General features: G+C 65.1%; 17 protein-coding genes. 5 read left to right on the forward strand and 12 right to left on the reverse strand.

Translation table 11 applies throughout. From position 1 onward, the window contains the following. Positions 1-219: 219 nt before the first annotated feature. Positions 220-432: a hypothetical protein gene (locus ACW2Q0_RS24250; RefSeq protein ID WP_457193249.1), complete on the forward strand. Its 213-nt coding sequence runs from the start codon at positions 220-222 to the stop codon at positions 430-432. 126 nt (positions 433-558) lie between these two features. Here ACW2Q0_RS24250 and ACW2Q0_RS24255 read toward each other — a convergent pair whose 3' ends face one another. Both ACW2Q0_RS24255 and rpsA read right to left on the reverse strand, forming a co-directional pair. Beyond that, positions 559-2,103, reverse strand: coding sequence for a phospholipase C (locus ACW2Q0_RS24255; RefSeq protein WP_457193205.1), 1,545 nt, complete (start codon positions 2,101-2,103; stop codon positions 559-561). 242 nt (positions 2,104-2,345) lie between these two features. Continuing rightward, entirely contained in the window at positions 2,346-3,815 is a 1,470-nt protein-coding gene (gene rpsA, locus ACW2Q0_RS24260) for a 30S ribosomal protein S1 (RefSeq protein WP_040689126.1), read from the reverse strand. Between the two features lie 289 nt (positions 3,816-4,104). On the opposite strand from rpsA, the gene ACW2Q0_RS24265 reads away from it, so the two are divergent. Then, a complete protein-coding gene (locus tag ACW2Q0_RS24265; RefSeq protein WP_457193206.1) occupies positions 4,105-4,953 on the forward strand; it encodes a class I SAM-dependent methyltransferase in 849 nt (282 codons plus the stop codon). 283 nt (positions 4,954-5,236) lie between these two features. Here ACW2Q0_RS24265 and ACW2Q0_RS24270 read toward each other — a convergent pair whose 3' ends face one another. After that, entirely contained in the window at positions 5,237-5,407 is a 171-nt protein-coding gene (locus tag ACW2Q0_RS24270) for a toxin-antitoxin system HicB family antitoxin (protein WP_457193207.1), read from the reverse strand. 5 nt (positions 5,408-5,412) lie between these two features. Then, on the reverse strand, positions 5,413-6,297 hold the full coding sequence (locus ACW2Q0_RS24275) for an SPFH domain-containing protein (protein ID WP_457193208.1): 885 nt from the start codon (positions 6,295-6,297) through the stop codon (positions 5,413-5,415). A gap of 237 nt (positions 6,298-6,534) precedes the next feature. Between ACW2Q0_RS24275 and ACW2Q0_RS24280 the strand changes: the two genes are divergently transcribed. Further along, the gene (locus ACW2Q0_RS24280; protein WP_457193209.1) at positions 6,535-6,705 is read left to right on the forward strand and encodes a hypothetical protein; all 171 of its coding nucleotides are present in this window, start codon (positions 6,535-6,537) and stop codon (positions 6,703-6,705) included. Between the two features lie 2 nt (positions 6,706-6,707). On the opposite strand, the gene ACW2Q0_RS24285 is transcribed toward ACW2Q0_RS24280, so the two are convergent. The 4 genes from ACW2Q0_RS24285 to ACW2Q0_RS24300 form a co-directional block, all read right to left on the reverse strand. After that, the gene (locus tag ACW2Q0_RS24285; RefSeq protein WP_457193244.1) at positions 6,708-7,460 is read right to left on the reverse strand and encodes an amino acid ABC transporter ATP-binding protein; all 753 of its coding nucleotides are present in this window, start codon (positions 7,458-7,460) and stop codon (positions 6,708-6,710) included. Positions 7,461-7,581: 121 nt separating this feature from the next. Next, on the reverse strand, positions 7,582-8,544 hold the full coding sequence (locus tag ACW2Q0_RS24290; protein WP_457193210.1) for an amino acid ABC transporter permease: 963 nt from the start codon (positions 8,542-8,544) through the stop codon (positions 7,582-7,584). 3 nt (positions 8,545-8,547) lie between these two features. Further along, entirely contained in the window at positions 8,548-9,411 is an 864-nt protein-coding gene (locus tag ACW2Q0_RS24295; protein WP_457193245.1) for an ABC transporter substrate-binding protein, read from the reverse strand. Positions 9,412-9,669: 258 nt separating this feature from the next. After that, positions 9,670-10,737, reverse strand: coding sequence for an isocitrate/isopropylmalate dehydrogenase family protein (locus tag ACW2Q0_RS24300; RefSeq protein WP_457193246.1), 1,068 nt, complete (start codon positions 10,735-10,737; stop codon positions 9,670-9,672). Positions 10,738-10,844: 107 nt separating this feature from the next. Here ACW2Q0_RS24300 and ACW2Q0_RS24305 point away from each other — a divergent pair, with 107 nt between their 5' ends. Together ACW2Q0_RS24305 and trxA are read left to right on the forward strand one after the other, a co-directional pair. Then, positions 10,845-11,366: a 2'-5' RNA ligase family protein gene (locus ACW2Q0_RS24305; RefSeq protein ID WP_457193211.1), complete on the forward strand. Its 522-nt coding sequence runs from the start codon at positions 10,845-10,847 to the stop codon at positions 11,364-11,366. A 67-nt stretch (positions 11,367-11,433) separates the two neighbouring features. Further along, on the forward strand, positions 11,434-11,802 hold the full coding sequence (trxA, locus tag ACW2Q0_RS24310; protein ID WP_457193212.1) for a thioredoxin: 369 nt from the start codon (positions 11,434-11,436) through the stop codon (positions 11,800-11,802). 73 nt (positions 11,803-11,875) lie between these two features. On the opposite strand, the gene ACW2Q0_RS24315 is transcribed toward trxA, so the two are convergent. The 4 genes from ACW2Q0_RS24315 to ACW2Q0_RS24330 all read right to left on the reverse strand — a co-directional run bounded on the left by ACW2Q0_RS24315 (position 11,876) and on the right by ACW2Q0_RS24330 (position 18,128). Next, the gene (locus tag ACW2Q0_RS24315; RefSeq protein WP_457193213.1) at positions 11,876-12,310 is read right to left on the reverse strand and encodes a 2-keto-3-deoxygluconate kinase; all 435 of its coding nucleotides are present in this window, start codon (positions 12,308-12,310) and stop codon (positions 11,876-11,878) included. A 376-nt stretch (positions 12,311-12,686) separates the two neighbouring features. Further along, the gene (gene polA, locus ACW2Q0_RS24320) at positions 12,687-15,434 is read right to left on the reverse strand and encodes a DNA polymerase I (RefSeq protein ID WP_457193214.1); all 2,748 of its coding nucleotides are present in this window, start codon (positions 15,432-15,434) and stop codon (positions 12,687-12,689) included. A gap of 167 nt (positions 15,435-15,601) precedes the next feature. Beyond that, entirely contained in the window at positions 15,602-17,278 is a 1,677-nt protein-coding gene (locus tag ACW2Q0_RS24325) for a DUF885 domain-containing protein (RefSeq protein WP_457193215.1), read from the reverse strand. Between the two features lie 154 nt (positions 17,279-17,432). After that, complete coding sequence (locus ACW2Q0_RS24330; RefSeq protein ID WP_457193247.1) at positions 17,433-18,128, reverse strand: ABC transporter ATP-binding protein; 696 nt, start codon at positions 18,126-18,128, stop codon at positions 17,433-17,435. Positions 18,129-18,230 lie beyond the last annotated feature (102 nt).

An 18,230-nucleotide genomic window follows, 5' to 3' on the forward strand; every position in this document is an offset into this window, starting at 1 on the left:
CCACTCTCGCCGCACATTCCACCGCCTGAAACACCATTTGCCCGATCCGTGACTAGGCCGAGACCATCTCGCAACATTTTCGTTCGATTCCCGATACTGGACCATGACTTTCCGACACGCCGAGGCAATTACTCGTGCAAAATACTGTGCCGAACACTTTCGTTCGACTAATCTTCGCCGTGGCGATCCAGGCCAACACCAGCAAGCAAAGGAAAACTATTGGGCACCAAAATCAACCAGGCGGGTCGCCACCGCCTCGGTAAGGCAGGGGGCATGCATTGCATCAAGCACCCCGCCGTCGCGGCCGCGCTCGCCGAGCACCGCCGATCGTGGTTCACCGCTTTGATCAGCCCCGCCCGGCACAGCTTCGCGGCCATGCGAAAACGCTCCGTTGCCGCCACCGCGTACTGGGCACCTGCGACCGCCACCTGACTTCGGCTGCCCATTTGGCCATAGACCTCCAATGACCCGGCCCGCTCAGGGCTGGGTCATTTCGTGCGTCCGTCACCATCCGCGGCTTCCTCTTATGCTTGGAGGAGCGGCAGGCGAGGACACCGCCTACCCCCGCACGATGCCGCTCGGCCGGCGTCGGGAGCCGGACTGCTGGGTCGGCATCTGGTTCGGCGGCACCGGATACGGCACACCCGAGGTCGCGGTGCCCAGTGCGATATTCGGACCGCACTGGGCGATCGCGGCATCCATCTTCGGCTTCGGATCACTCAGCACCGGCTTGGCCGCGTTCGGGGTCGAGCCGAAATCGAAGGCCGAGGTCATATCGCCGGTGACGCTGCGGCGCCATCGCGTCAGATTCGGCACCTCGACACCGAAGCGCGTCTCCAGCAGCCGCAGCTGCGAGGTGTGATCGAAGGTCTCCGAGGCGACCAGCCCGCCGCGGCTGTACGGCGAAATCACCAGGCCGGGAACGCGATACCCCAAACCGATCGGACCGGCGTTACCCTTCGACGCCGTCACCCGATCCAGCGGCACGGTGACGAATTCGCCCGGTGTGCCCGCCGGTGCGGTCGGCGGGGTGACGTGATCGAAGAAGCCGCCGTTCTCGTCGTAGCTGACGATCAGCGCCGTCTTCTCCCACACCTTCGGATTGGAGGTGAGGATATCGAGCAACTGCACGATGCCGTACGCGCCGAAGGCGGCGGGCAGCGCGGGATGTTCGCAGTTGATCAGTGACGGAATCACCCATGAGACGGCGGGCAGCGTGTCATTGGCGACATCGGCCTGGAAGTCGTTGGGGTACACCGGCGCAAGGCCGCGCCGAGCCAATTCGGAATTCGGATCCGTGGATTGGGTGAAGCAGCCGAGCATGCCGTCCAGGATCACCGAGGACAGCGGGCCGACATCGCGGTTGTTGTAGATCTTCCAGTTGACGCCCGCCTCGGAGAGGTTCTCCGGGTAGGTCCGCCAGCTGTAGACGTGTTGTGGGATCAGCGTGGGCGTCTCCAGCAGCGGCCCACCCGCCACACCGTCCGGGTCGATGGTGGCGCTGATCCAGTACAGCCGGTTCGGGTCGGTGGGGCCCAGGACCGAACAGTGGTAGTTGTCGCAGATGGTGAACGCATCGGCGAGTTCGTGGTGGATCGGGATGTCCTCGCGCAGGTAATAGCCCATGGCCGCAGGTGCGTTGGCCGGGCCAACACTGTCGATGGACATCGGCATCCACTGGTCGTTGGCGCCGCCGTTCCAGGCCCGGTGCAAACCACCCCAGCTGTGGTCCAGATCGTTGATGCATTCGCCGTCGAGGGTCGCGCCCCGGGTGGTGTCGAGCCGGAACGGGTTCACGAAGCCGTCCGGGGTCGGCCCGACGCCAGGCGTCCATCCGTACTGCTGCCAGGCCTTGGATGCCTCGCCGAACCCGCGCACGCCGGACAAGGTGCCGAAATAGTGGTCGAAGGAACGGTTTTCCTGCATGAGCAGCACGAAATGCTCGATATCGCCGAGGCCGCCGGTGCCGGCCGGATCGGCGGCATAGGCACGTTCGATGATCGGGTTGGCCCAAGACGCCAGTGCGCCCACCGCACCTGCCGCAGCGGCCTTCGCCAGGAACTGCCTACGGTTGAGACCGCTGAACGGACTCGCTGCGCACATGCGTACTGTTCCCTCTCCTCGGGCTGATTCGTCGCCTTGATCTTGCCAGCGCGCTCCCGAGCCGCCTGCACCCTATCGCCGCGTTCCAGATCGAGCAGGTCGCCCTGCAGCACCGTCGGCTACGCCACCGCTTGGTCGAGAAAATCGTTCTTGCCCGGATTGCTCCCCAAGCGCGGGCACACCGCCGCAACACGAAGGCCCCGGTCTGATCGGACCGGGGCCTTCGCTATTTGCTCTACGAATCAGGCGTTGCCGGAGAGCTTCTCGCGCAGGGCCGCGAGCTGGGCGTCGCTGGCAAGCGAGCCGCCAGCGGGCTCGGCCTGGCCGGAGGACGCCTGTGAACCACTCTCGGAGGAGTAGTTGCCCGACGCGCCGCCACCGTTCGCGGCCTCGGCCGCGGCGTCGGCCGCCATCTTCTCCATCTGCGCGGTGTGCATCTTGTGGCGGCGCTCCGCTTCGGCGTAGCGGCCTTCCCACTCTTCGCGCTGCTTGTCGAAGCCCTCGAGCCACTCGTTGGTGTCGGGGTCGAAGCCCTCGGGGAAGATGTAGTTGCCCTGGTCGTCGTAGCTATCGGCCATGCCGTACTTCGACGGGTCGAACTCGGCGTGGTAGTCCTCGTTCGCCTGCTTCAGCGACAGCGAGATCCGACGACGCTCCAGGTCGATGTCGATGACCTTGACCATCGCGTCGTCGCCGACCGCGACGACCTGGTCCGGAACCTCCACGTGGCGCTCGGCCAGCTCGGAGATGTGTACCAGGCCCTCGATGCCCTCTTCGACGCGCACGAACGCACCGAACGGAACCAGCTTGGTGACCTTGCCCGGCACGATCTGGCCGATCGCGTGGGTGCGGGCGAACTGACGCCACGGGTCTTCCTGGGTCGCCTTGAGCGACAGCGAAACCCGCTCGCGGTCCAGGTCGACGTCGAGGACCTCGACGGTGACCTCGTTGCCGACCTCGACAACCTCGGACGGGTGGTCGATGTGCTTCCAGGACAGCTCGGAGACGTGCACCAGACCGTCGACGCCGCCGAGATCGACGAACGCGCCGAAGTTGACGATCGAGGAGACCACACCCTTGCGGACCTGGCCCTTCTGCAGCTGGTGCAGGAACTCGCTGCGGACCTCGGACTGGGTCTGCTCGAGCCAGGCGCGGCGGGACAGGACCACATTGTTGCGGTTCTTGTCCAGCTCGATGATCTTGGCCTCGATCTCCTTGCCGACGTACGGCTGGAGGTCGCGGACCCGGCGCATCTCGACCAGGGAGGCCGGGAGGAAACCGCGCAGGCCGATGTCCAGGATCAAACCGCCCTTGACGACCTCGATGACGGTGCCCTTGACGGCCTCGTCCTTCTCCTTGAGCTCCTCGATGGTGCCCCACGCCCGCTCGTACTGCGCCCGCTTCTTCGACAGGATCAGGCGGCCTTCCTTGTCCTCCTTGGTGAGAACAAGAGCCTCGACCTCATCGCCCACGGAAACGACCTCGTTGGGGTCGACATCGTGCTTGATGGAGAGTTCGCGAGAGGGGATGACGCCTTCGGTCTTGTAACCGATGTCGAGCAGGACCTCGTCGCGATCGACCTTGACGATGGTTCCTTCGACGATGTCGCCGTCGTTGAAGTACTTGATCGTGGCGTCGATGGCGGCGAGGAAGTCCTCGGCGGAGCCGATGTCGTTGACGGCTACCTGCGGCGAGGTGACGGTGGTGGGCATATGTCGGTTTGCTCCGGACGGATTGTGGTCGGTTGCGGACATTGGAACTTTCGGTACGCTGCGATCTCACCGCGATGACGCGACGTGACGGACATAATGAACGTACCGCACGCAAACGCTTGTGAAACTCAGCACGGGTGCCCTATTACTTCAGTACAGCTGCCTTCGCAGACTGTTACTGCAATGACACCCGTACGGCAGACCCAAGACACTCGCGCGTTCAGCGTACGCGACCTTGGTCCAGCCGGGCAAACCGGTCTCCTACGCCACGCCGGGATAGTCTGACGGCGTGTCGGAAGATCGTCATGCGCAGGCAAACGCACTGCTCGGGACCGCCGCGACCGCGCGGACCAGAATCGGCTCGGCCGCCAGCCAGCGGGCCAGTCGGCGCTGGTGGGACGCCGATGCCGACGAATACCACGAAACCCACGCCGAATTTCTCGGCGTGGATTCCCCCGGGGGCGAGTTCATCTGGTGCCCGGAGGGCCTGCACGAGGGCGATATGCATTTCCTCGGCGAGCTCGCGGGTCAGCGGATTCTGGAGATCGGATGCGGATCCGCCCCGTGTTCGCGCTGGCTGGCTGGACAGGGGGCGCAGCCGATCGGGCTCGATCTGTCCATGGGGATGCTCGGGCGCGGACTCGCAGCCATGGCGCGCGGCGGGCCGCAGGTGCCACTGGTACAGGCGGGGGCGGAGGCCTTGCCATTCGCCGACGAATCCTTCGACCTGGCGTGTTCGGCCTTCGGCGCCGTCCCGTTCGTCGCGGACTCCGAACTGGTGATGCGCGAGGTTGCCCGGGTATTGCGACCGGGCGGTCGCTGGGTGTTCTCGGTAAACCATCCGATGCGCTGGATATTTCCCGACGACCCCGGGCCCGCCGGTTTGACCGCCTCGATCCCGTATTTCGACCGCACGCCCTATATAGAGGTCGACAGCGAGGGCACGCCGACCTACGTCGAACACCATCGCACCATCGGCGATCGGGTGCGCGAGATCGTTGCCGCCGGATTGCTGCTCGATGACATCGTCGAACCGGACTGGCCGGAATGGCTGGAGCGAGAGTGGGGTCAATGGAGTCCGCTGCGGGGTGAGTTGTTCCCCGGCACCGCCATCTTCGTCACCCACAAACCGGGGTAACTCGTCAGAACCCCGGGAGGGCGGCGAAGGTCGGATCGAGCCAGGTGGATGTGCCCCAACCGCGGGCGCGCGAGAGCGGATGATCGGGAAGCGCTCATCCCCGGCGCAGCTGTGGCACCTGCGCCGCCGATGCGCGAGCCCAGGTCACCGCCGATGTGCAACCAGATTTCCTAGCCCGACTCGACGAACTCGCGCACTGACACATCGTCGCACCGAACACCGACGATGCCGAACACCCGTCGGAATTCGGCATCGTTGCGGCAGAGCTTATCTCGCTGTCCGGCTACTCGTCGGCCGGTTTCGCCTTCGGGCTGCGACCCGCTTGTTTCAACGCGAGGCGCAGTGCGTACTCGATCTGGGCATTGATACTGCGCAGATCGTCGGCGGCCCACCCGGCGATGGCCTCGTGCACCGCCGGGTCCAGGCGTAGCAGGATCTTCTTGCGCTCGGCCATGCGGCTCAGGAGTAGAGCGAGCCGGTATTGACCACGGGTTGGGTGGCACGGTCACCGCAGAGAACGACCAGCAGGTTCGAGACCATCGCGGCCTTGCGTTCCTCGTCCAGTTCGACCACGCCCTGTTCGGCGAGCCGGTCCAGCGCCAGGCCGACCATGCCGACCGCGCCCTCGACGATGCGGGTACGGGCGGCGACCACCTGGGCTGCCTGCTGCCGCACGAGCATGGCCTGGGCGATCTCCGGTGCGTAGGCGAGGTGGGTGATCCTGGCCTCGATGACCTCGATGCCCGCCATATCGGTGCGGTCGCGCAGTTCGACGGTCAATTCCTCGGCCACCTCGGCGCCATCGCGCAGGCTGGTGGTGTGCTGGTCGTGCGCGTCGTACGGGTGGGTCGTGGCCAGATGCCGCACCGCCGCCTCGGATTGGGTCTGCACATACTCCTCGTAATCGTCGACCGAGAAGGCGGCCTTGAAGCTGTCGACCACTCGGTAGACCACGACGGCCGCGATCTCCACCGGATTGCCGTCGGCGTCGTTGACCTTGAGCTTCTGGGTCTCGAAGTTGCGCACCTTCAGCGAAATGCCGCGGCGGTCGCTGAGCGGCACCACGGAGTAGAAACCGGGTTCGCTCAGCGAGCCGATGTAACGGCCGAAGAACTGAACAACCTTGGCCTCGTTGGGATTCACCACGGTGAGCCCGGTGGCCAGCAGCAGTAGCACCACCACAACAACGGTCGCGATGATCGCGCCGACCAATGCGGGCACATTGTCGTTGTGCGCGGACGCGACGTATCCGGCAATGGCGCCGCCACCGACAAGGAGCGTGAGGACAAACCATGACACCAGCACGAGAAAGCCGTTGACGTGGAACGCCGAACGAAGCTTCATGACATCCTCCGAATATCAAAGTGATATCACAAAGATAGCATGGAACCGCCCCCGACGATAGGCGCCCGGGACGGTCGCCGCGATCAGTTCGCGGGTGCGATATTGCGGTTGAAGCCGAACACGGTATCTGCGACCGCGCCTGTACCGCCGCGAGATTCGAACCCGATATCGCCTTCGAGGCCGCCGCTCCCCCGGCTGTTACTGCGGCTCGCCGCCCGCGGTCTCGGCATTGCGGTGGTGCCCGCGCTGACAGCCGAAGAGGCCGCGGCATCCGGCGTGCGGACGCTGCCGATCACCCAACCGGAACTGCGCGGACAACTCGCGCTGACATGGCGGCGCGATCGCCCGGGCACTCCGGCCGCGAAAGTCCTGCTCGGACAACTCCGTATCGGCTTGGGCGGCCGCTGAATTCAGAGCAGCCGGGACAGAAAAGCCCTGGTACGTTCTTGTTTCGGGGCAGCGAGCACCTCGCGCGGATCACCCGCCTCCACGACCACACCGCCGTCCATGAACACCAGCTGGTCGGCGACCTCACGAGCGAAACCCATTTCGTGGGTGACGACCACCATTGTCATACCGTCGGCGGCGAGCTCGCGCATGACCTCGAGCACCTCACCGACCAATTCCGGATCCAGTGCCGAGGTCGGCTCGTCGAAGAGCATCAGCTTGGGATCCATCGCCAGCGCGCGGGCAATGGCGACGCGCTGCTGCTGGCCGCCGGAAAGCTGGGCGGGATAGGCATTCGCCTTGTCCCCCATGCCGACTCGGTCCAACAACTCGTGCGCACGCGCGACCGCGTCCGCCTTGTGGATGCCCTTCACCTGGATGGGAGCCTCGATAATGTTCTCCAGCGCCGTCCGGTGCGGGAACAGGTTGAAATGCTGGAACACCATGCCGATATCGCGGCGCTGCTTTGCCGCATCGCGCGGGTGCATTTCGTAGAGTTTGCCGCCCTTTTCGCGATAGCCGATGAGATCGCCGTCGACATAGAGCCGACCGGCGTTCACCTGCTCGAGGTGGTTGATACAGCGCAGGAAGGTCGATTTACCCGAGCCCGACGGCCCGATCAGGCACAGCACATCCCCGCGCCCGACCTCGAGCGAAATGCCCTTGAGCACCTGCAGCGCACCGAAGTTCTTGCACACCCGATCCGCGCGAATCATCGGCGCTGCGCCGGCCGGCTCTACCTTGTCTGTCGTCGCGCTCATGCCCGCGCCTCGCTGGCGCTCGGCTCCGGCATGACCGCGAAGGCGGCTGTGTCCATCGTTCGCTCGCTACGCTCGCTCATTTCGCCTTCACAATCGTCTGAGCGTCGGCCAATTCCTGCAACTGCTTGGCGGTCAGCTGCCGCGAGGCACCCCGCGAGTAGTAGCGCTCCAGGTAGAACTGCCCGATCATCAGCACGCTCGTAACCGCGAGATACCACGTGGCGGTGACCAATAGCAACGGAATCGGCTGGAAATTCACGCCGTAGATATCGCGGGCCCGCCCATAGAGGTCGGTGCTCAACGGGATAGCGGTGACCAGCGAGGTGGTCTTCAGCATGCCGATCAGCTCATTGCCGGTCGGCGGGATGATCACCCGCATCGCCTGCGGCAGCACGGTCCTGCGCATGGTTTGCGACCATGACATGCCGAGCGCCGTCGAGGCCTCGCGCTGCCCCTCACCGACGGAATTGATTCCGGCACGGACGATTTCGGCCATATACGCGGCCTCGTTGAGACCGAGACCGATTACCGCGAAAGTGAATGCGGCCTGCAGGCTCTGCACGTCGATCCGAACGAATTCGGGCCCGAACGGCACTCCGAACTGGATCGACTTGTACAGCGACGGGAATAGACCCCAGAACACCAACTGCACGAAAACCGGTGTGCCACGGAAGATCCAGAGATACATCCAGGCCGTCGAGCGCAACACCGGATTCGGCGAAAGGCGCATCACCGCGAGCAACGTACCCAGCGCGACCGCGATCGCCATCGCCAACACGGTCAGTTCGAGGGTGACCACCGCGCCGGAGGCAATCCGGCTGTCGAACAAGTACTTTCGATAGGTCCCCCATCCGTACGCGGGATTGGTGGCCGCGCCGTAGATGAACAACCCGAGCAGGGCGAGGATGATCGCCGCGGCGATCCAGCGGCCCGGCCTGCGAAGTGGAACGGCCTTGATCGGCTGCGGTTCTGCCGTGTCGATCGGCCCGCCGGGCCCGGTGTTGTCGCCGGGCGCCGACGTGATTTCGGATGACGACATGGATCAGCTCTCGGCGCCGTTGATGACCGACTTGGTGATCGCGCCTTCCTGTACACCCCAGTTCTTGGTGATCTCCAGATACTTACCGTTGTCGATCAAGTGCTGGACGGCGGCTTGCAAGGCCTTGCCGAGCGCCGACCCCTTGGGGCTGGCCCAACCGTAGGGCGCGGAGTCGAAGACCTTGCCGGCCGCCTCGATCTTGCCGTCGCTCTTCTTGATCGCGTACGCGGTCACCGGCGAATCCGCCGACATCGCGTCGACCTGGCCGAGCACCAAGGCGTTGGTCGCCGCGCTCTGCTCGTCGAACGGCTTCTTGTCGATGGCGGGCTTGCCCTGCGCCTCGCACTTCTTGTTGCGCGCCGGAATCTCATCGGTGTCCTGAACCGTGGTGGCCTGCACCGCGACCCGCTTACCGCAGGCGTTGTCCGGGTCGACCGGCTTACCCGTCTGCTGCGCCCACTGGCTGCCCGCGTTGAAGTAGGTGGTGAAGTCGACGCTCTGTTCGCGTTCCTTCGAGTCGGTGATGGAGGACATGCCGACGTCGTAGGTGCCCGCCTGGATCGCGGGAATGATCTTCTCGAAGGAGGATTCGAGGTATTCGGCCTGGAGACCGAGGGTCGCCGCGACCGCGTCCATCAGGTCGACATCGAAGCCCACGATCTTGCCGCTCGGATCCTTGTACTCGTTGGGCTGATAGGGGATATTGACTCCGACGACGAGCTTGCCCGACTGCTTGATCTTGTCCGGAAGCAGCGCGGCGGCTGTGTCGACCTTGTCGATACCGGAAACCTTAGCGACCGCGGGCGACTCGTCCTCGGAGTTACTACAGCCCGTCAACACCAGTGCACCACTGGCGAGTACGCACATCGCTTGCAGGGCGCGCCTGCCAAGAACCGATCGAACAGACACAGCAGCCCTCCACATTTCGGATTCGAGAAACCTGGGTGTCACCACCCGTTTGGCAATCTAAGCGATCGTGGCGCTTCGTGCTGGACAGTAGCGGAGAATTATCCGTTCTGTACGAAACACTCCGAGCACAGCAAACGCTCAGCCACCGGCGGTGGGCCCCACCGGACGGTCCGATTTTCGAACGAGTCGAGTCCCTGGTCGACCCCACCGATGTGTTCAACGCCGGTGCACTCTGGCGCAGACCTGCTCGGTGAATTCACTGGTCGAGGCGAGGCCGCCCAGGTCGCCGGTGGCCACTCCGGCGGCGAAAGTCCCCGCGACGGCGCGTTCGATGCGTTCACCCGCGCGCGACAACAGACGGTTGTTGTCGCGAATACTCAGCCAGTGCAACAACATTGCCGCCGAGAGTTGCAGCGCCACCGGATTTGCGCGGTTGTGTCCGGCCAGTGCCGGCGCCGCGCCGTGCACCGCCTGGGCCATCGCCTTGGTCGCCGAGCAATTCAGCGATGCGGCGATGCCGAGCGAGCCGCTCAGCTCCCCCGCGAGATCGGACAGGATATCGCCGAAGAGGTTCTCGGTAACCAACACGTCGTAGTCGTGCGCAGCCCGGACCAGATGGGCGGCGACCGCGTCGACGTGTTCGTCGTCTACCTGGACCCCTGGGTAGGCGTGGGCGACGTCATAGCAGACATCGCGGAATAGGCCCATGGTCATGGGCAGCACATTGGCCTTGTGCACGACGGTGACCCGTTGGCGACGTGCCGCCGCGAGCCGCAACGCCTCATGCGCGATCCGCTCGCAGGCCCGCCGGGTGATCAAGCCGACCGCCATCGCCACGTCGGGGGTGGGCCGGAACTCGCCCGACCCGGCGAACATATTGCGGTCGGCGTAGAAACCCTCGCTGTTCTCGCGGACGATCACCAGGTCGATATCGGGAGCGCTCGCCGTGATACCGGCGAAGGCACGCGCGGGGCGGATATTCGCGTACAGGTCGAAGCGTTTGCGGATGACACCACCGGGGGCGATCCGATGTTCGGGCGGGTAGGCGGCATTGTCGTGCGGGCCGAGGATCCAGGCGTCGAGTCCGTCGAGGGCCACGAGGGTCTGATCCGGCAGCGGATTGCCGAATTCTTCGATGGCGCGCTGCCCCATCGGCAACTCAACCCAGTCGACCGCGGCCGCACCGGCCGCAGCGAGTGCTTCGTCGACCACCGCGCGGGTGGCGCGGACCACCTCGGGGCCGATGCCGTCACCCTCGATGAGGCCCAGTCGCATGGTCGACATATCACGATTCACCGGGCCATCCTCCCGCGATGCGGTTCGATCTCCGACAACTGGGCCGTGTGTTCACCGCGCATCGGGCCGCGCGGACGGCTAACCTCTCGTGAACTATGGTGCAGTCGGTCGAATTGTTATTGGACGACGTGGCCGATGGGGAGATCCGGCGGCAGTGGCAGTTGCTCGCGGATGCGGGCATTCCCAGTTTGGCCGGTAAAAATGTCGAATCCAACCGGCCGCATATCACCGTCGCGGTGGCCAGACAGATCTGGCCGCGCATCGATCACGTGCTGGACCAGCTGACCTTCCGGCCGATTCCGATACGACTCGGCGGCGTGCTCGTCTTCGGTGCGCGTCATCCGATCCTGGTCCGGATGGTGGTGCCCTCGGAACAGTTGCTCGCACTGCAACGCCGTATTTTCGCCGTCGTATCGCCGTGCCCGGGCATACCGGCGAATGTACGACCCGACGAATGGACGCCACATATCACGCTGGCCAGGCGGGTGCCGACGCAGCATTTGGGCGAAGCGATCCACGCCGTCGCCAGAGATCGTGATTTCTCGGCGACCGTGGTGGGTATCCGGCGGTGGGACGGCGACCAGCGGCGCGAGTGGCCGGTCGCCCGAGGCGGATAGCGGCACGGTCGGAAGATAAATAACGCGCCGGACGTTATAGCTGGCGACTACGACACGAGAGGACGTCATGGCCACCCAGACGCTGAACCAACAGAATTTCGATGAGATCGTCACCGGAAACGACGTGGTACTCGTCGATTTCTGGGCCGAATGGTGCGGTCCGTGCAAGAGTTTCGCCCCCACCTTCGAGGCCTCCTCAGACAAGCATCCGGATGTCGTGCACGGCAAGGTCGACACCGAAACCGAACAGGGCCTGGCCGCCGCCGCCAATATCCGCTCGATTCCGACCATCATGGCGTTCCGCGAAGGCGTGCTGGTCTTCGCCCAGCCGGGTGCCCTGCCGCCCGCCGCGCTGGAGGATCTGGTCACCCAGGTGAAAGCGCTGGATATGGACGAGGTACGCAAGCAGCTCGCCGAGCAGCAGGCCGGTCAGTAAGCTCCGGTTCGCGCCACCGCCGGGCCGTTCACATTCTGTGGAATGTGAACGGCCCATTGTGTTTTCGGCTCGCTCAGGCGCCTAGTTTGTTGACGCCCGCGATCATGGCACGGACCGTCGATTCCGCGCCGTCTTCAGCCAGCGCGGCGCCCCAGCCCCGCCTGCCGTCGCATTCGCACTGTACGAACGTGGCGGTGCCGACAGCAGTGCGGCGCTGGTGGAATTGCAGGATCTCGACCGGATAGCCCTCCTCGTAGAGGGCCGAGGTCATCGCGGCGACCGGGCTGCCCGCGGCGATCACCGTGCGCAGGTGGTCGGCGAATTCCAGGGTGGCGGTGAACTCAGCGCTGCGCCTGCCCGCGGGCGACCAGTCACCGACCCGAATCGGGCCGGAGTGCTCGCAATAGCGGTGGTGGAACTGCGCCGGGGTCAGATCGGCGCATTCGGCGCGCAGTGCCTTGGGGGCAGCGGCGATGAACGTGTGGGTGTCAGGAGCCAGGATGGTCATGGTGCGTAGGTCTTCCCGATTATTGTCTTCTCAATTGACAGAGGGGACCAGCAGTAAGTAATCAGTAGCCCGCAGCGAGGGGGCCGGTCCGAATCAGACCCCGCTACGGCGGGTTACTACGAGAAGTCGCCGAGTCGCCACCATCGCGGTAAGCGGAATTAGCACTGCGCTGTCGCGGTCTGCGACATGGAGCGCGGCGCTGCGGCGGTCGGCAGGATTCGGCACGCGGACCAGAATAGGGCGATTTTCACTCGATAGCAACCACATCTGTCACCCGGTCGCGCCTACTCGCGAGTATCATTCGCGCAGCTCAGAGGTGTAGTAGCGAGGGTGGATGGCAAGCCGCGGTAACGGCGGTACTTTCGATCACCTAGGGTCAGTGCGCGGCGGAGTCCCAGCTGCGTCCGGTTCCGACCGAGACGTCCAACGACACCGAAAGGGTGATCGCCGAGGACATCTGTTCGCGGGCGAGTGCGTCCAGGGTGTCCCGCTCCCCGTCGGCGACCTCGAAGACCAGTTCGTCGTGGATCTGCAGCAGCATGCGCGAGCGCAGGCCCGCTTTTTTGATCGCCTTGTGCACATTGATCATCGCGACCTTGATGATGTCGGCGGCGGTGCCCTGAATGGGTGCGTTGAGGGCCATGCGTTCGGCGGCCTCGCGGCGCTGACGGTTGCTGGAATCCAGATCCGGCAGATAGCGGCGGCGACCGAAGAGGGTCTCGGTGTAGCCGACCTTGCGTGCCTGCTCGACGACCTCGTAGAGGTAGTCGCGAATGCCGCCGAAGCGGTCGAAGTAGACCTCCATCTGCTCCTTGGCCTCCTGCGTGCTGATCTTCAGCTGCGTCGAAAGGCCGTAGGAGCTCAGACCGTAGGCGAGGCCGTAGGACATCGCCTTGATCCGGCGGCGCATCTCCGGTGTCACCGCCGACAGCGGGATATCGAAGGCCTTGGAGGCGACGAAGGTGTGCAGATCCTCGCCGGAGTTGAAGGCCTCGATCAGGCCCGCGTCACCGGAAAGGTGAGCCATGATGCGCATTTCGATCTGGCTGTAATCCGCCGTCATCAGTGACTGGTAGCCAGGGCCGACGACGAAGGTGTCGCGGATCTGGCGGCCGGTGTCGGTGCGGATCGGGATGTTCTGCAGATTCGGCTCGGTCGAGGACAGCCGGCCGGTGGCGGCGATGGTCTGGTTGAAGGTGGTGTGGATGCGGCCGTCGTCGGCGACGGATTTGAGCAGGCCGTCCACGGTGACCTTGAGCCGGGTGGCGTCGCGGTGCTCGAGCAGATGCCGCAGGAACGGGTGCTCGGTCTTCTCGAACAGCGATTCCAATGCGTCGGCGTCGGTGGTGTAGCCGGTCTTGGTGCGCTTGGTCTTCGGCATATCGAGTTCGTCGAAAAGCACCACCTGCAACTGCTTGGGCGAGCCGAGGTTGATCTGCTTGCCGATCACGCCATAGGCGGCATTGGCCGCATCGGTGACCTTATCGGCGAATTGGCGCTGCAGGGTCTCGAGCTGGTCGATATCGACCGCTATGCCTGCATTTTCCAGTTCGGCGAGCACGCCGAGCAGCGGCAGTTCCATATCGTCGAGCAGTGCGCTGGATTCGATCTGGCGCAGTTCGCCGTCGAGCGCCTCGGCCAGGTCGAGAACGGCTCTGGCGCGCAGCATTTCGGACTGCGCCAGCTCGGCGTCGACGGTGTCGGCATCGTCGAGCAGGGACAGCTGCGGGGTTTCGTCGGTTTCGGCGCGCAGTTCGCGGTGCAGGTAGCGTAGCGAGAGATCGTCGAGGTTGAAGCTGCGCTGGCCGGGGCGTACCAGGTAGGCCGCCAACGCGGTATCGCTGGTGAGACCCGCGAGGGTCCAGCCGCGACCGCGCAGCGCGTGCATCGCGGCCTTGGCCTCGTGCAGCGCCTTCGGTACGGCCGGATCGGCCAGCCAAGCGCCGAGTGCGGCTTCGTCTTCCGGGGTCAGCACGGCGACATCGATATAGCCGCTCTCGCCGTCCGCGGCGGCGATGGCGAGAGCGCGCGCGTCACCGTTGCCGGGCGTATTGGTGCCGACCACCGAAATACCGTGGCGGACACCGACTTTCGCATGTTCAGTGAGCCACGCGCGGACCGCGCCGACCTCGAGCGCGCCACCGCTGATCTCGAAGCCGGATTCGGCCTCCGGCTCCGGCGGCGCGAGGGTTTCGAAGAGCCGATCGCGCAGTACCCGAAACTCCAGGTCGTCGAATAGCTGGTGGATCTTGTTGCGATCCCAGGGCTGCTGGGCCAGTTGTTCGGGGGTGTAGGGCAGCGGGACGTCGCGGACCATCTCGGTGAGCTGGCGGTTGAGCACCACACTGCTGAGGTTGGCACGCAGCGCGTCGCCGACCTTGCCCTTCACCTCGTCCACCTTGTCGACGAGGGTGGCCAGATCGCCGTATTCGCGAATCCACTTGGCGGCGGTCTTCTCCCCGACGCCCGGAATGCCGGGCAAGTTATCGCTCGGGTCGCCGCGCAGGGCCGCGTAATCCGGATACTGGGCCGGAGTGAGCTGGTATTTGGTCATCACCTCATCCGGGGTGAACCGGGTGAGATCGGAGACGCCCTTGCGCGGGTAGAGCAGCGTGACCTCATCGCTGACCAACTGGATGGCATCACGGTCGCCGGAGACGATCAGGACCCGGAACCCCTCGTTCACGGCCTGGGTCGCGATGGTGGCGATCAGATCGTCGGCCTCGAAGCCGTCGATCGCCATCACCGGGATGCCCATGGCACCGAGCACATCCTTCGTGAGTTCCACCTGACCACGGAACTCATCGGGCGTGGCATTGCGCCCCGCCTTGTACTCCGGATACGCCTCGGTGCGGAAGGTCTTGCGACTGACATCGAAGGCCGCCGCGATATGCGTCGGCTTCTCATCCCGCAGCAGATTGATCAGCATCGCGGTGAATCCGTACACCGCATTCGTGGTCTGCCCGGTGACCGTCTTGAAATTCTCCGCGGGCAATGCGAAGAACGCGCGATAGGCAATCGAATGCCCATCCAACAGCAACAACGTCGGCTGCTCACCGGATGCCACGGCTGCGCCCGCCGCCTTGGAGGCGCTGGAACGCTGATCAGTAGTCGCTGGGGTCACGTGCAAGAGTCTAGGGAGCCCCACCGACAATCCACAGCGGCGCCACCCCCTCGTGACGAGAGCCCACCGAGCCGTCCGTTCTCCGCCAGAAGCGGTACGCCCCGGCGGCAATGAGCCGGACCTGGGCATCCTTGGATTTCATCACCTCGCGAGGAAGCGCTCAGCGGTCACAGTCCGGACACGAGTTCGCGCAGCACCGGCAGGCTGACCGAGCCGGACCCGAGCACCACATCATGGAATGTCTTGATATCGAAGGCGGCACCGAGCCGTTCGGCGGCCTGCCGGCGCTGCCTGCGAATCTCGAGCTGACCAATCTTATAGGCCACCGCCTGACCCGGAATCGCTATATAGCGGTCGATCTCGACCTCGATCTCGCTCAGCCCGACCGGTGCGTTGGCCACCATGAAGTCGATGGCCTGCCGGCGGCTCCAGCCCTTGGCGTGGATTCCGGTATCGACGACAAGTCGGCACGAGCGCCAGGAATCGGCGGCCAACATGCCGATGCGTGCCAAATCGTCTTCGTACAAGCCCATTTCATCGGCCAGACGTTCGGTATAGAGCGCCCACCCCTCGACGAAGGCGGTATTGGCGAAGGACTGTCGTTGGAATCGCGGTAGCTCATCGAGTTCATTTGCGATGGTGAGCTGCAGGTGGTGGCCCGGAATCGCCTCGTGGTAGGCCACCGCCGCCGTCTCGTAGCGGCTGCGGTCCGCCGGTTCGTGCTGGTTGACGAAGTAGGTGCCGGGCCGGGAGCCGTCCGCTGCGGGCGGAAAGTAGTACGCGGCGGGCGCATCCGCGGCCAGGAATTCCGGGACCGCGACGATATCGCAGGATTGCTTGGGCAGGCGGCCGAACCAGTTGCCCATCTCCGCGACCGCCGCACCGAGCGCGCGTTGCGCATCGGCCATGATCTCCTCGCCGCTGACATAACGCAGTTCGCGATCCTCGCGCAGGCGGGTGAAGATTTCGGAGGTCTCGGTGGTACCGAAAAGCCGGGCACCGACCGCGGCGTATTCCGCACGCAGCAGCGCCAATTCGGACAGCCCGAGTTCGTGGATCTCGTCCGCGCCGAGATCGGGCAGGGTGGTGTGGCGGCGCAACTGCCGCCGGTAGATGTCCTCGCCGTCGGCACCCAGCCAGCACAGACCGCATTTATCATCCGGGCGGGCGGCGGGCCGCAATTCGTCGGCCAGTACGTCCCGATAGCGTTGGAAAGCCGGGCGTATCACGTCGCGGGCGACCTCGGTGAGTTCGGCGCGCCAGGCGGCTTCCCCGTCCCAGTCCACCGGTCCGGCGAAGGTGACGAACGGATCGGTGGCGATATCGGAGGCCAGGTAGCCATCCAACTGGTTGAGCGAACGCTCGATGGTGATGCGCGCGGGCGCTCGGCCCGCGGCCAGGCCGTTGCGGAACTGCTGGACGGCCTGATCGAACAGCGTGCCGAACTGGCGATACCGCCGGATCAGGGCAAGCGCGTGTTCGGGCTGTGGCGCGTTGGTCTGGGTGGCCATCATCAACATGCCCGCGTGTACCCCGTCCATCTGGTCCGATGCCAGTTCGGTCGGCCGCCACGCCACATTGTCGATGGCCGTATCCAATTCGGTGCGCAATAGACCGCGCGTGACCCGGTCGGTCGCGTTCAGCTTTTCAGCGTCGAGACCGGCGATCTGATCGCGCAGCTCGCGCAAGGTCGACAGGAGCCGCTGCTCGGCCTCCGGCGACAGATTCTCGACGTGGTCGTCGAAGCGGTGGTCGCCGAGCAGGGTGGCCGTACTCGGCGCGGCCGCCAGCACACTGTCCCAATAGCGGTCGGCCAGATTCGTCAGTTCGTCGTGCCCGTCCACAGCGCCATTCCTCCAGTAGTGGTCGTTGGGCTCGCCGGCGCCCAACACTGGCCAGCGTTCGATGTGCACGGCGAAGACCGAGCGCCAGCTCGGCCTGCCGTGCACATCCCGCCATCATGCCTCGAGGCAGCCACGGACGGTCCGACCGTGTCGGTCAGCCCACGCCCAGGTAGGCCGACTTCACGGCGGGATCGGTGAGCAGATCCCCGCCGATACCGCTCTTGGTGACCGCACCGGTCTCCAGAATGTAGGCGCGATCGCTGCGGGTCAGCGCCTGCTGGGCATTCTGCTCGACCAGCAGCACCGTGGTGCCCTGCTGGTTGATCTCGCTGATGATCCGGAAGATCTGCTGAATCACCATGGGCGCCAAGCCCATCGACGGTTCATCGAGCAGCAGCAGGCGCGGGCGGGCCATGAGCGAGCGGCCGATGGCCAGCATCTGCTGCTCACCGCCGGAGAGCGTGCCGCCGACCTGCTTGCGTCGCTCGGACAGCCGCGGAAACAGCTCGAAAACCCATTCCAGCGTCCGGCCGTACTCCGCCTTCTGCTTGAAAGCCCTTCCGTAGCAACCCATATCGAGATTTTCCTGGACCGTCATACCGGGGAAGACACCCCGGCCCTCGGGCGCCTGGATCAACCCGTGCGTCACCCGCGCATGCGCCTTCATCTGAGTGATATCGCGACCCTCGAACTTGATCTTGCCGCGAGTCAGCGGCAGCAGGCCGGACAGCGCACGCATGGTGGTGGTCTTACCCGCGCCGTTGGCACCGAGCAGGGTCACCAGCTCACCTTCGGCGACCCGGAGCGAAACCCCGTGCAGCGCTTGGATTCTGCCGTAATTGACGACCATATCGTCGACCTCGAGCAGCGGCGGCGCCGCAGTGAAGTCGCGCCGCCGCGGCCCACGGTGCTCCCCCCCAGCCGCCGGATCCGCGGTGGGCGGTTCCGGTTC

Source organism: Nocardia citri (assembly GCF_054065835.1).